This is a genomic window from Shinella sp. WSJ-2 (assembly GCF_003432075.1).
Classification (GTDB): Bacteria; Pseudomonadota; Alphaproteobacteria; order Rhizobiales; family Rhizobiaceae; genus Shinella.
On the sequence record NZ_QWBU01000008.1, the window covers coordinates 117159 to 128885 of the forward strand.

15 protein-coding genes are annotated in these 11727 nt (G+C 62.6%); 4 read left to right on the forward strand and 11 right to left on the reverse strand.

Annotated features, from left to right (window positions below; all coding sequences use genetic code 11):
- Nucleotides 1–5: 5 nt before the first annotated feature.
- The 6 genes from D0Y60_RS17730 to D0Y60_RS17755 form a co-directional block, all read right to left on the reverse strand.
- Nucleotides 6–518: a histidine phosphatase family protein gene (locus D0Y60_RS17730; protein WP_117371388.1), complete on the reverse strand. Its 513-nt coding sequence runs from the start codon at nt 516–518 to the stop codon at nt 6–8.
- Between the two features lie 70 nt (nt 519–588).
- Nucleotides 589–1092: an invasion associated locus B family protein gene (locus D0Y60_RS17735; protein WP_117371389.1), complete on the reverse strand. Its 504-nt coding sequence runs from the start codon at nt 1090–1092 to the stop codon at nt 589–591.
- Between the two features lie 321 nt (nt 1093–1413).
- Complete coding sequence (locus D0Y60_RS17740) at nt 1414–1803, reverse strand: YkvA family protein (RefSeq protein ID WP_117371302.1); 390 nt, start codon at nt 1801–1803, stop codon at nt 1414–1416.
- 69 nt (nt 1804–1872) lie between these two features.
- Complete coding sequence (locus D0Y60_RS17745) at nt 1873–2181, reverse strand: 4a-hydroxytetrahydrobiopterin dehydratase (RefSeq protein WP_117371390.1); 309 nt, start codon at nt 2179–2181, stop codon at nt 1873–1875.
- 77 nt (nt 2182–2258) lie between these two features.
- Nucleotides 2259–2984, reverse strand: a complete 726-nt coding sequence (locus D0Y60_RS17750) for a beta-ketoacyl-ACP reductase (protein ID WP_117371303.1) — start codon at nt 2982–2984, stop codon at nt 2259–2261.
- Nucleotides 2985–3116: 132 nt separating this feature from the next.
- Entirely contained in the window at nt 3117–4298 is a 1182-nt protein-coding gene (locus tag D0Y60_RS17755) for an acetyl-CoA C-acetyltransferase (RefSeq protein WP_117371304.1), read from the reverse strand.
- A gap of 290 nt (nt 4299–4588) precedes the next feature.
- Between D0Y60_RS17755 and phaR the strand changes: the two genes are divergently transcribed.
- Complete coding sequence (gene phaR, locus D0Y60_RS17760) at nt 4589–5167, forward strand: polyhydroxyalkanoate synthesis repressor PhaR (RefSeq protein ID WP_117371305.1); 579 nt, start codon at nt 4589–4591, stop codon at nt 5165–5167.
- A gap of 51 nt (nt 5168–5218) precedes the next feature.
- Here the strand turns inward: phaR and D0Y60_RS17765 are convergent, their stop codons facing one another.
- The 4 genes from D0Y60_RS17765 to mtgA all read right to left on the reverse strand — a co-directional run bounded on the left by D0Y60_RS17765 (nt 5219) and on the right by mtgA (nt 7516).
- The gene (locus tag D0Y60_RS17765) at nt 5219–5626 is read right to left on the reverse strand and encodes a hypothetical protein (RefSeq protein ID WP_117371306.1); all 408 of its coding nucleotides are present in this window, start codon (nt 5624–5626) and stop codon (nt 5219–5221) included.
- A 157-nt stretch (nt 5627–5783) separates the two neighbouring features.
- The gene (gene rpmF / locus D0Y60_RS17770) at nt 5784–5969 is read right to left on the reverse strand and encodes a 50S ribosomal protein L32 (protein WP_024271259.1); all 186 of its coding nucleotides are present in this window, start codon (nt 5967–5969) and stop codon (nt 5784–5786) included.
- A 147-nt stretch (nt 5970–6116) separates the two neighbouring features.
- Entirely contained in the window at nt 6117–6764 is a 648-nt protein-coding gene (locus tag D0Y60_RS17775; protein WP_117371307.1) for a glutathione S-transferase family protein, read from the reverse strand.
- 68 nt (nt 6765–6832) lie between these two features.
- On the reverse strand, nt 6833–7516 hold the full coding sequence (gene mtgA / locus D0Y60_RS17780; RefSeq protein WP_117371308.1) for a monofunctional biosynthetic peptidoglycan transglycosylase: 684 nt from the start codon (nt 7514–7516) through the stop codon (nt 6833–6835).
- 208 nt (nt 7517–7724) lie between these two features.
- On the opposite strand from mtgA, the gene D0Y60_RS17785 reads away from it, so the two are divergent.
- The 3 genes from D0Y60_RS17785 to D0Y60_RS17795 all read left to right on the forward strand — a co-directional run bounded on the left by D0Y60_RS17785 (nt 7725) and on the right by D0Y60_RS17795 (nt 10473).
- Complete coding sequence (locus D0Y60_RS17785; RefSeq protein WP_117371309.1) at nt 7725–8642, forward strand: polyprenyl synthetase family protein; 918 nt, start codon at nt 7725–7727, stop codon at nt 8640–8642.
- Between the two features lie 4 nt (nt 8643–8646).
- Nucleotides 8647–9702: a histidinol-phosphate transaminase gene (gene hisC, locus D0Y60_RS17790; RefSeq protein ID WP_117371310.1), complete on the forward strand. Its 1056-nt coding sequence runs from the start codon at nt 8647–8649 to the stop codon at nt 9700–9702.
- Nucleotides 9703–9828: 126 nt separating this feature from the next.
- Entirely contained in the window at nt 9829–10473 is a 645-nt protein-coding gene (locus D0Y60_RS17795; protein ID WP_117371311.1) for a LysE family translocator, read from the forward strand.
- On the opposite strand, the gene ispG is transcribed toward D0Y60_RS17795, so the two are convergent.
- Entirely contained in the window at nt 10474–11727 is a 1254-nt protein-coding gene (ispG, locus tag D0Y60_RS17800; protein WP_117371312.1) for a flavodoxin-dependent (E)-4-hydroxy-3-methylbut-2-enyl-diphosphate synthase, read from the reverse strand.

Here is an 11727-nt window from a genome sequence, read left to right on the forward strand (position 1 = left end):
GTCGGCTACGGCAGGGTCTTCGGCGTCACGAAGGTGACAAGCCGCCCGGCACCGAGAGCGATGTCGGCCCAGCGTTCGCTATCGAAGCGGATCACCGCCAGCCCCGCGGTTGGATATTTCGCCCTGAGGCGCGCAAGCGTATCCGCGTCGCCCGCCGGCGCCAGCAGTGCCGCCAGATCCTCGAAGCCCGGATTGTGACCGATGACGAGCAGTGTTGCGCTCTCCTGCGGCGCCGCATGGATGGCCACCAGGATAGCAGCCGGCTCCGCCTCATAGATCGAGGCGACGGTTTGCGACGCGCAGTCCTTGCCAAGCGCCGGCGCGACCAGCGCCCAGGTCTCCTGCGTGCGCCGGGCCGAAGAGACCAGTGCGAAATCCGGATCGAGCCCCATTCCGGCCATATAGGCACCCATGCGCGGCGCATCGCGGCGGCCACGATCGGCAAGGGGCCGGTCGTGATCGTCCACGCCGCCGGGCCAAGCGGATTTAGCGTGTCGAAGCAGGAGCAGGGTCTTCATGGAAAGTGCCCGCCTTGAAACGAAAAAGACCGGCATTGCGCCGGCCTCTTCACTCCAAATTTCGAATGCCTCAACGGCACTTTTCGATCTGCTTCAGCGCTGCCGAGATGCCCGACAACGAATAGGAATAGGCGGTGCCCGTGCCGCGGCGCGATTTCGCCTGCACCTGCATGTCCTTGCCGGTCTTCATGGCATTGACGAGCGCCGGCTCTTCGGCGGCGTTTTCCACCCAGGCGGAGTTGCCCTTGGTGAACATCACGAAGGTGCGGCCGTCGATGACGACGTTGACCTTGGAGTTCTCCTGCAGCGGATAGCCCATCATCGCCTGCGGCTCGTAGCTGATGTTCTGGCCGGGGCGCTGCGAGACGAGGAAGAAGACATCACCGTGATCGACGCCAGGGGGCGTCTTTTCCTTCGGCACGGACAGAACGTAGCAGACCTTGCCGCCATTCGCCTGATACGAATAGGCACCCCAGGCGTTGAACTGCTGAATGCGCGTCGGCGTCTGAGCCGAGGCAACGCCTGCGGTCGCGATGACGAGGGCGAGTGCGGTTGCGAGCTTTCTTACGAACATGTTTTCCTGCCGGTTGTCTTGCCAGTGATTGCCGGCCGAAGGCAGAAGCCTGCCATGCCGGTGTCGGCCATGCATGATGACGATTTGGTTCATTTTGACTTAATTCAGGTTACCAAACCGTCAACATGCGTTCATTTAACGAGGGTCTTGCGTACCACGCCGGGACAAATTTGCGTTGAAAACTGCCGCCACCCTTGCCGGAAAGGCTGAGTGTCGCAGTCCCCATGCGGTGAGATAGATCCTGTCGAAATTCACTAATGGCAGAACGATTAGGGCAAGAATTTGACCCGCACAGTTGCGGGTCAAACAGTCACAACCGGATTAGCCCGCAGGCTGCATCTCCGGCTCGTCCTCGAGCGCCTTGTCGGCAGCGATGTAGTGGTCTTCGCGGATATGGCCGCGGATGGCGGCAAAGGCGGCCGTCAGCACTGCGATGTCGTCGGAAAACCCAACAAGCACGAAGAAATCCGGGATGCCGTCGAGCGGCAGCACGAAATAGGCGAGCGCTGCCAATAGGATACCGCGGACCTTGGTCGGCGTGCGCGGATCAAGCGCGCAATAGTAAGAGGCGACGAGATCGCGGGAAAACGGCACCTGCCGCATCGCGCGCTTCAAAACCGGCCAGAACCGCTTCTTGATGCGGGTTTCCTGACGCTCCTGCTCATCCCTGTCGCCCGGCAGCAGGATCTCGCCGATCTTCACATCATCCATTCAGAGCCCCCTCGGGTGGCAGCCGGCAAATCCCGGCGCGAAAACATATGGTGATGTCTTCACGCAGCTTCAACTCTTCGTGCGGAGCGCAGCCGCCTTCTCCATCGCGGTCGCCATCTTGAAATCCAGTTCGGTCAGGCCGCCCGCATCATGGTTCGTCAGACGGACGTCGACGCGATTATAGACATTGAACCACTCGGGATGGTGGTTGAATTTTTCCGCGGCCAGCGCCGCCTCGGTCATGAAGCCGAAGGCCTCGCGGAACGACTTGAACTTGAATGTCTTCTCGATGGCGATACCGTCGCCCGACCGGCTCCAGCCCTCGAGGTCGTCGAGCGCTTCGGAAATGGCGGTTTCGTCCAATTTTTCCTGTTTCATGGCGCCCTCGTTTTTTCGCATCCTAACCTATGAAAACGGCGCCCGAAGGCGCCGTGTTCCTTTGCCGGAAAATAAGGTCAGACGAAGAACTGGCCGCCGTTCGCCGAGATCGTCGAGCCGGTGATGAAACCGGCATCGTCGGAGGCGAGGAAGACCACGACGCGCGCGATTTCTTCGGGCTCGCCGAGACGGCCAACCGGGATCTGCGGGATGATCCGCTCGTTCAGCACCTTTTCCGGGATGGCACGCACCATTTCCGTGCCGATATAGCCGGGGCAGATGGCGTTGACCGTGATGCCCTTGGCCGCACCCTCCTGCGCGAGTGCCTTGGTGAAACCGAGGTCGCCGGCCTTGGCGGCGGAATAGTTCGCCTGGCCCATCTGGCCTTTCTGGCCGTTGATCGAGGAAATGTTAATGACGCGACCGAAGCTGCGGTCACGCATGCCCGACCAGACCGGATGGGTCATGTTAAACAGACCGGTCAGGTTGGTGTTGATGACGGCGCCCCACTGGTCGGGCGTCATCTTGTGGAACATCGCATCCTTGGTGATGCCGGCATTGTTGACGAGGATTTCGACGGGGCCGAGGTCGGCCTCCACCTTGGCGATACCCTCGACGCAGGACTCGTAGCTCGCCACGTCCCACTTGTAGACGGGAATGCCGGTCTCCGCCTTGAAGGCGGCGGCGGCTTCATCATTGCCGGCATAACTTGCAGCCACTTTGTATCCCGCCGCCTTGAGCGCCACCGAAATGGCGGCACCGATGCCGCGCGATCCCCCCGTTACCAATGCTACTCTGCTCATGTGGCTCACTCCCCTAGGCTGTTTTTTTGAGTCGACCTGTCGCCCTGCCGGCGGCAGGTCATGGCAAAGCAGAATGTCAGTCGATGATCAGAGCGTTTCCGCAAAACCGCTATGCGCTTTTGCGGAAATTGCTCAGAGGCTCTCGACGCACATCGCCACGCCCATGCCACCGCCGATGCAGAGCGTGGCGAGGCCCTTCTTGGCGCCGCGACGCTTCATCTCGAAGAGGAGCGTGTTGAGGATGCGGGCGCCGGATGCACCGATCGGGTGACCGATGGCGATGGCGCCGCCATTGACGTTGACGATATCGGGGTTCCAGCCGAGATCCTTGTTGACCGCGCAGGCCTGCGCCGCGAAGGCCTCGTTGGCTTCCACGAGGTCGAGATCGCCGATCTTCCAGCCGGCGCGCTCAAGCGCCTTGCGAGAGGCCGGAATGGGGCCGGTGCCCATGACCTTGGGATCAACACCAATCGTCGCCCAGGAGACGATGCGGCCGAGCGGCTGGATACCGCGGCGCGAGGCCTCGGCTTCGCTCATCAGCAGCGCGGCGGCGGCACCGTCGTTGAGACCGGAGGCGTTGCCAGCCGTCACGGTGCCTTCCTTGTCGAAGGCGGGACGGAGCTTGGCCATCTGGTCGAGCGTGGCGCCATGGCGAATATATTCATCGGAATCGACGGTCACGTCGCCCTTGCGGCCCTTGACGATGAAGGGAACGATCTCGTCCTTGAAGCGGCCGCCCTTCTGCGCGGCCTCGGCCTTGTTCTGCGAGGAGACGGCAAAAGCGTCCTGCTCGTCGCGCGACAGCTGCCACTGCTTGGCGACGTTTTCGGCCGTCGTGCCCATGTGGTAGCCGTAGAAGGCGTCGGTCAGGCCATCCTTGATCATGGTGTCGACCATCTTGAAGTCGCCCATCTTCACGCCGCCGCGCAGATGCGCGCAATGCGGCGCAAGCGACATGGATTCCATGCCGCCGGCCACGATGATGCTGGCGTCACCGGTGGCGATCTGCTGCATGCCGAGTGCCACGGCGCGAAGCCCCGAGCCGCAGAGCTGGTTCATGCCCCAGGCGGTCGCTTCCTGCGGAAGGCCTGCCTTCATGGCGGCTTGGCGGGCCGGATTTTGGCCTTCGCCAGCCTGCAGCACCTGGCCGAGGATCACCTCGTCGACCTCGCCCACTGCCACGCCCGCGCGCTCCAGAACCGCCGAAATGACCGTCGCACCCAGTTCGTGGGCGGGCGTGTTGGCGAAGGCTCCGTTGAAGGACCCGACCGCGGTGCGGGCGGCGCTAGCGATGACGATGGACGGGGTGCTCATGGTGTGCTTCCTCAATTCTGCGACCGGATGATCGGTCTTGGAACCGGCCTCGACGCACGAGCGGCGCGAGCCGGCGGTTCTCCCGAAATGAAAACTGGCAAAGCGAAGGGGGAGAGTCAAACAGGATATCCGGCCTCGCTAAAATTTCATGCCCGTGACATGCAGCATGAAAATCCATGTTGCGCAGCATTCCTCGCCGCATCGCACAATTCGATTGTCAGCCGCCGTCTTTTTGCGGATACTCTCGCCGACCAAAAAAGAAATGGAAATACGGGGATGAGGAGACCCTAATGGCCAGGAACGACGGTCAGATCGTCATCAAGAAATATGCGAACCGGCGCCTCTACAACACCGGCACGAGCACCTATGTGACGCTCGACGATCTCGCGGTCATGGTGAAGAAGGGCGAGGACTTCACCGTGCAGGACGCCAAATCCGGCGAGGACATCACCCATTCGGTGCTCACCCAGATCATTTTCGAGCAGGAATCCAAGACCGGCAACACGCTTCTGCCGATCTCGTTCCTGCGCCAGCTGATCTCGTATTACGGCGACCAGATGCAAATGGTCGTACCGAGCTATCTCGAGCATTCCATGCAGGCCTTCACCGACCAGCAGGCACAGATGCGCGAGCAGATCAACAAAACCCTGGGCGACACGCCGCTCGGCAAGAACCTGCAAGTGCCGATGGCGCTGATCGAGGAAACGACAAGGCGCAATACGGAACTCTTCCAGCAGGCGATGAAGATGTTCACGCCTTTCGCAGCGGCTGCGCCGCCGAAGGAAACGCGCAAGGCCGAGCCGAAGGATCTCGACGAGCTGAAGGAACAGCTGCGCGCGCTTCAGACGAAGCTCGACAATCTGAGCTGAGAACAGGCTGAGCTGACAGAATTGGCTGGCGCGGGCTCTTCCCGCGCCGTCTCAAAGCCCGATGGAGACGTCGCGGCCCGCCGTGCGGATCGACACCGCAAAGCCTGCGATGACGTCGATGAACGTGATCGTCATCAGGATGAAGAAGATTTGCGTCGCCGCGCCCTGCACCAGCAGGAACTCCACGAGAAACACCACGAACAGCACCATCGACAGCATGTGATCGAGCAGCGCGCGCGAGCCCGGCCGCGTGGCCTTCAGGATCTCCACGAAGAGCAGCACGAGGGCGATGAAAATCAGGAGATCGCCGAACGCCATGGTCCAGGTCGTGCCCGAGAGCATGTTAACCGCCAGGACCTCGCTGTCGAGAACGGCAGTGCCGCCATCGCCGAACAGGCCCGTCATGGCGAGGTTGTAGAGGGCGAAGGGGATGATCAGCAGCGGTATGGCCAAAAGCATCGGCAAAAACTCCGGGTAAGCGCCGGGCTGGCGGTTTTCAGACGGTCTTAGCCCAAGATCCGGCACAAGAAAATGTCGGCGCGTCGGAAAGGACAGGGCCAAAAAGAAAAGGCCCGGGAAAATCCCAGGCCTTGATCTCAGCTGATGCCGAAAGCGCTTATGCGCTTTCCTTCGGCGTCAGAACCTGGCGACCGCGATACATGCCGGTCTTCAGGTCGATGTGGTGCGGACGGCGCAGTTCGCCCGAGTTCTTGTCTTCGACGTAGGTCGAACCCTTCAGAGCGTCTGCAGAACGGCGCATACCGCGCTTGGACGGGCTCGTTTTTCTTTTCGGTACAGCCATTTCACTAACTCCACTTATCGGGCAAACACATCCTCACGCCACCGAATGGCTGACAAGGACATGTCGTTATTTCGGAAATTTGGCCGGCTTATACACAGCAAAAGCCTGCTTGACCAGTCCTCGTGCTGTTTTTTTCGACTCGTGCCCTCAGACCTCGTCTTCAGGGACGATCCAGGGCTCGGCCTCGGCCGCCGCCTGCCACTTCTGCCAGGCCGGCTGCGCCTTCACGCGCGCCATATAGGCCAATACGGTTTCGTCCTGCGTCAAGCAATAGGCCTCGAATCGGCTGACAACGGGCGCATACATTGCATCCGCCGCCGAAAACCCGCCGAACAGGAACGGGCCACCGGAGCGGGCGAGCGCATCCTTCCAGATCGTCTCGATCCGCGCGACGTCCTCCGTCACCCCGTGGGGCAGATCGATTTTGCCCGGCTTGCGGCGGATGTTCATCGGGCAGGCATTGCGGATGGCGCGGAAGCCGGAGAGCATTTCCATCGAGATCGACCGCGCTTCGGCGCGTGCCTCCGCATCCCGAGGCCAAAGACCCTTTTCGGGAAAAAGCTCGGCGACATATTCGATGATGGCGAGCGATTCCCAGACCCTCACCGCACCATGGTGCAGCACCGGTACCTTGCCCGTCGGCGAGAGGTCGCGGAACTTCGGGTTACCGGCAGCGAAATCGAAAGGAATTATCTTGTCCGTGAAGGGCACGCCCGCCGATTCCAGCGCAATCCACGGCCGGAAGGACCAGGAGGAATAGTTCTTGTTGCCGATATAAAGGATGAGGTCTGTCATTGGAGGCTCCTTGCGCACGCCGGACCCTAGATCGTCAACACAGGCAGGACCAATGAAAAGCCCTGAACTCAGTCATAAAGGCATTTGATATAATCGCCCGAACCGCTCGCCCGGCGTTCGATGAGCCGCGCCAGCCGCTGCAATCCGCGCCCCGGCTTGCCGGCATTTCGCTCGATCGGATTGGGCAGCGAGACGGCGAGAAGGGCGGCCTGGCGGCGCGAGAGCTTTGCGGCGGGCACCTTGAAATGATACTGGGCGGCAGCCTCGATGCCATAGATGCCAGGGCCCCATTCGGCGATGTTGAGATAAATCTCCATCAGCCGGCGCTTGCTCCAGACGAAATCCGCCGCCACCGCCAAAGGCAGTTCCATCGCCTTGCGCAGGAAGGAACGGCCGTTCCACAGGAACAGGTTCTTGGCCGTCTGCATGGGAATGGTGCTCGCCCCGCGCGTCTGCTCGCCGGCAAGCGCCTCGTTGACAACGGCACGCATCTGGCCCCAGTCGACGCCGGCATGGCGGCAATATTGCCCGTCCTCGGACATCATTACCGACTGCACGAGATTGGGTGAGATATCCTCGAACTCCACCCATTGCCGATCATAGCCGCGCAAAAGCACGAGATCGCGCAGCATCAGCGTGGAGACGGGACGGATGAAATCGATCGCATAGAGCACGATCAGCACATAGGGCAGCGCGACGAATGCCATGAAAGCAAGAGTAATCCGTCGCCAGTTCCGGCGCAGGCGGGTCATCCAACCCTCCCTCTCACCGGCCTCTGCCTCCGAATGATCCGTCTCTGCCCGTGTTTCCGGTACGATGTCCAAGTGCCGGCGCCCATCCTTGCGTCGCTGCGTCTTCATACCGTTCCGGCTTGCCAAAAACCAGCACTCCCCCGCGATTCTTTGCCGCCGTCCCGTCCTTCCCGTTGCCTCCGCCCGGCACCCATGCCAAAGAGCGGCCATGAGCGCACGTCAACAGGAATTCCAGGCCCGCCTGAAGGGCAATGCCGAAGCGGTGGAAGCGCTGCTGGCCGACCTGCTTTCCGGCGAAAGGCAGCCGGACGAGATTGCCCGCCCCGAGCGCCTGATGGCCGCGATGCGCCATGGCGTGCTGAATGGCGGCAAGCGGCTGCGACCCTTCCTCGTCATCGAATCGGCGGCGCTGTTTCCCGGCGTTGCGCGTGAAACGGCGCTGCGCATCGGTGCCGCACTCGAATGCATCCATTGCTATTCGCTGGTGCATGACGACCTGCCGGCGATGGACGACGACGACCTGCGCCGGGGCCAGCCGACCGTGCATATTGCCTTCGACGAGGCCGCCGCGATCCTAGCAGGCGACAGCCTGCTGACGCTCGCCTTCGATGTCGTCGCAGCACCCGAGACGCAACTGCCGGATGCCACCAAGATCGCGCTCGTTGTGGCGCTGGCGCGCGCCGCCGGCATCGGCGGCATGACCGGTGGCCAGGTGCTCGACCTGGCAGCGGAAAAAACAGCGCCGGACGAGAACGGCATTGTCACGCTTCAGGCAATGAAGACCGGCGCGCTTCTGCGTTTCGCTTGCGAAGCCGGTGCGATCATCGCCGGCGCGTCCGGCGACGAGCGGCTGGCGCTGCGCCGCTACGGCGAGACCGTGGGCCTCGCCTTCCAGATCGCCGACGACCTGCTCGATCTCACCGCCGACGCCGCGACCATGGGCAAGGCGACGGGCAAGGATGCCGACCGCGGCAAGGCGACGCTGGTGTCGCGCCGCGGCCAGGCCTGGGCGGAAGATCGCCTTCAGGCGCTTGTGACGGAGGCCGAGGCGCTGCTTGCGCCATTCAGCCATCGGGCCGCAATCCTGATCGAAACCGCCCATTTCATTGCCAATCGCAGGAACTGACGTCATGAGCAAATTCTGGTCGCCGATCGTCGCCACGCTCAAGCCCTATGTCGCAGGTGAACAGCCGCGCATTCAAAACCTCACCAAGCTCAACACCAACGAAAACCCCTATGGCCCCTCGCCCAAGGCGATCGCCGCCATGCAGGCCGCCGTCGCCGACAGCCTGAAGCTCTATCCGGACCCCTCGGCGCTGGCGCTGTGCCAGTCGATTGCCCGCTTCTACGGCGTCGATGCAGACGAAGTCTTCGTCGGCAACGGTTCGGACGAGGTGCTGGCGCACGCCTTCGTCGCACTTCTCAAGCACGACAAGCCGCTCGCCTATCCCGATATCACCTACAGCTTCTACCCGACCTATTGCCGGCTCTTCGGCATCGAATCGGTCGAGATCCCGCTCAAGGACGATTTCACCATCGATCTCGCGGACTATGAGCGCCCCTGCGGCGCCATCATCATCCCGAACCCGAACGCGCCGACCGGCATCGGCCTGCCGCTGTCCGCCATCGAGAAGCTGGTCGCCGAGCACCCGGACCAGCCCGTCGTCGTCGACGAGGCCTATATCGACTTCGGCGGCGAGAGCGCGATCCCGCTGACCAGAAAATACGACAACCTGCTCGTCGTGCATACTCTGTCGAAATCCCGCTCGCTGGCCGGCCTGCGCGTCGGCTACGCCATCGGCCAGCGCCCGCTGATCGATGCGCTGGAGCGCGTCAAGGACAGCTTCAACTCCTATCCGCTCGACCGCGTCGCCCAGGCGGGTGCCGCCGCTGCCGTGGACGACCGCGAATGGTTCGACGAAACGCGCGGCAAGGTCATCGAGACCCGCGATCGCGTTACCGGCGCCTTGCGTCAGCGCGGCTTCGAGGTACTGCCCTCGCAAGCCAATTTCGTTTTCGCCCGCCACCCGGCCCATAGCGGTGAGGCGCTCGCCAAGGGTCTGCGAGACCGTGCCGTGTTGGTGCGCCATTTCGCCAAGCCCCGCATCTCGGATTTTTTGCGCATCACCATCGGTACGCCGGAGGAATGCGACCGACTGATCGCGGCGATCGAAGAGATCGTCTGAGGTTTTCGGATAGCGTCTTCTCATTCGGCCTGGAAAGGCCGGATGACAGAGACAAGTGGTGCAATTCTCCGGCTTGGAGCCGGAAAACCGATCGATTATCGTTCGCCGACATAGCAGCGGTGAACCATGACTGAACTCACGCCCTACCTGCCGCAACTCGCCGTCGCCTGGACGGCCTATTTCATTGCGACGGCCTCGCCGGGGCCGGCGATCATCGCCATCATCGCGACCTCGATCAGCCAGGGACGACGCGCCGGTCTTGCGCTCGCCTCCGGCGTGCTGACCGGCTCCTATATCTGGGCGATCCTGACGGCCTCAGGCCTGTCCGCGCTCATCCGCACCTATGGCGAAGCGCTGATCGTCCTGAAGATCGTCGGCGGCTGCTACCTGCTGTGGCTCGCCTGGAATGCCTATCGAGCGGCCCGCAGGAGCGAGGAAACCTACCGCGCCCAAATGGCGGCGATGCCGGCACTGTCGCCGCGCCGGCAATATCTCAAGGGTCTCGGCATTCACATCACCAATCCCAAGGCGATCTTCAACTGGATCATGCTGACATCGCTCGGCATGCCGCCGGGCGCACCCGGCGGCGTCATGGCGGCCTTCATCGCCGGCTGCATGGTTCTGGGGGTCTGCGTCTTCCTCGGCTTCGCGCTGGTCTTCTCGCTTGGCCCGGTGCACCGCGCCTATCTGAAGTCGCGCCGCGTCATAGAAGGCGTCATGGCCGCCTTCTTCGCCTTTGCGGGTTTCAAGCTGCTGACGACGCGGCTCTAATTATTCAGCCGCCGCCTGGCCCTGCCCGTAGCGCTTCTCGATATAGTCGTTGACCAGCGTTTCGAATTCGCCGGCAATGTTGGTGCCGCGCAGCGTCATCGCCTTCTTGCCGTCGACGTAGACGGGGGCGATGGGGAGTTCGCCGGTGCCGGGCAGCGAGATGCCGATATCGGCATGTTTGCTCTCGCCCGGTCCGTTGACGATGCAGCCCATGACGGCGACCTTGAGGCCTTCGACGCCAGGATATTTTTCCCGCCAGACCGGCATATTCTTTCGGATGTCGTCCTGGATTTTCTGCGCCAGTTCCTGGAAGACAGTCGAGGTCGTGCGTCCACAACCCGGACAGGCCGCGACAACGGGAATGAACTGCCGGAAGCCCATGACCTGCAGCAGCTCCTGCGCCACCTGCACCTCACGGGTGCGGTCGCCGCCGGGCTCCGGCGTCAGCGAGATGCGGATCGTATCGCCGATGCCCTGCTGCATGAGAATGCCGAGCGAGGCGGAGGAGGCGACGACGCCCTTGGTACCCATGCCGGCCTCGGTGAGGCCGAGATGCAGCGCATGGTCGGAGCGGGAGGACAGCATTGCATAGACGGCGATGAGGTCCTGAACGTTGGAGACCTTGGCCGAGAGGATGATGCGGCTGCGCGGCAGGCCGATTTCTTCCGCCAGTTCCGCCGAGAGCAGCGCCGACTGGCAGATCGCCTCGCGCATGACCTGCTGGGCCGTCAGCGGAAAACCCTTGTTCTGGTTTTCGTCCATCAGCCGGGTCAAGAGCTCCTGATCGAGCGAACCCCAGTTGACGCCGATGCGCACCGGCTTGTCGTAGCGGATCGCCGTCTCGACGATGGCTGAGAACTGCTTGTCCTTCTTGTCCTTGAAGCCGACATTGCCCGGATTGATGCGGTACTTCGCCAGCGCCTCGGCGCAGGCCGGGTGGTCGGCAAGCAGCTTGTGGCCGATATAGTGGAAATCGCCGACCAGCGGCACGTCGAGACCGAGGCGCTCCAGCCGCTCGCGGATCTTCGGCACGGCCGCGGCACTTTCGTCGCGATCGACCGTAATGCGTACGATCTCGGAGCCGGCGCGATGCAGGGCGGCGACTTGCGCCACCGTGCCGTCAATATCGGCCGTATCCGTATTGGTCATCGACTGGACGACGACGGGCGCACCGCCGCCGACAAGCACGCCGCCGACATCGACACCGACGGACTGACGCCGCGGCTTCGGTTCAAAGTCGAAGGAAAAGGACAT

What these genes read in the sequence shown, in the direction of transcription:
- D0Y60_RS17730 (WP_117371388.1), bottom strand. Translation starts at nt 518, where the DNA reads ATGAAGACCCTGCTCCTGCTTCGACACGCTAAATCCGCTTGGCCCGGC.
- D0Y60_RS17735 (WP_117371389.1), bottom strand. Translation starts at nt 1,092, where the DNA reads ATGTTCGTAAGAAAGCTCGCAACCGCACTCGCCCTCGTCATCGCGACC.
- D0Y60_RS17740 (WP_117371302.1), bottom strand. Translation starts at nt 1,803, where the DNA reads ATGGATGATGTGAAGATCGGCGAGATCCTGCTGCCGGGCGACAGGGAT.
- D0Y60_RS17745 (WP_117371390.1), bottom strand. Translation starts at nt 2,181, where the DNA reads ATGAAACAGGAAAAATTGGACGAAACCGCCATTTCCGAAGCGCTCGAC.
- D0Y60_RS17750 (WP_117371303.1), bottom strand. Translation starts at nt 2,984, where the DNA reads ATGAGCAGAGTAGCATTGGTAACGGGGGGATCGCGCGGCATCGGTGCC.
- D0Y60_RS17755 (WP_117371304.1), bottom strand. Translation starts at nt 4,298, where the DNA reads ATGAGCACCCCGTCCATCGTCATCGCTAGCGCCGCCCGCACCGCGGTC.
- phaR (WP_117371305.1), top strand. Translation starts at nt 4,589, where the DNA reads ATGGCCAGGAACGACGGTCAGATCGTCATCAAGAAATATGCGAACCGG.
- D0Y60_RS17765 (WP_117371306.1), bottom strand. Translation starts at nt 5,626, where the DNA reads ATGCTTTTGGCCATACCGCTGCTGATCATCCCCTTCGCCCTCTACAAC.
- rpmF (WP_024271259.1), bottom strand. Translation starts at nt 5,969, where the DNA reads ATGGCTGTACCGAAAAGAAAAACGAGCCCGTCCAAGCGCGGTATGCGC.
- D0Y60_RS17775 (WP_117371307.1), bottom strand. Translation starts at nt 6,764, where the DNA reads ATGACAGACCTCATCCTTTATATCGGCAACAAGAACTATTCCTCCTGG.
- mtgA (WP_117371308.1), bottom strand. Translation starts at nt 7,516, where the DNA reads ATGACCCGCCTGCGCCGGAACTGGCGACGGATTACTCTTGCTTTCATG.
- D0Y60_RS17785 (WP_117371309.1), top strand. Translation starts at nt 7,725, where the DNA reads ATGAGCGCACGTCAACAGGAATTCCAGGCCCGCCTGAAGGGCAATGCC.
- hisC (WP_117371310.1), top strand. Translation starts at nt 8,647, where the DNA reads ATGAGCAAATTCTGGTCGCCGATCGTCGCCACGCTCAAGCCCTATGTC.
- D0Y60_RS17795 (WP_117371311.1), top strand. Translation starts at nt 9,829, where the DNA reads ATGACTGAACTCACGCCCTACCTGCCGCAACTCGCCGTCGCCTGGACG.
- ispG (WP_117371312.1), bottom strand. Translation starts at nt 11,727, where the DNA reads ATGTCCTTTTCCTTCGACTTTGAACCGAAGCCGCGGCGTCAGTCCGTC.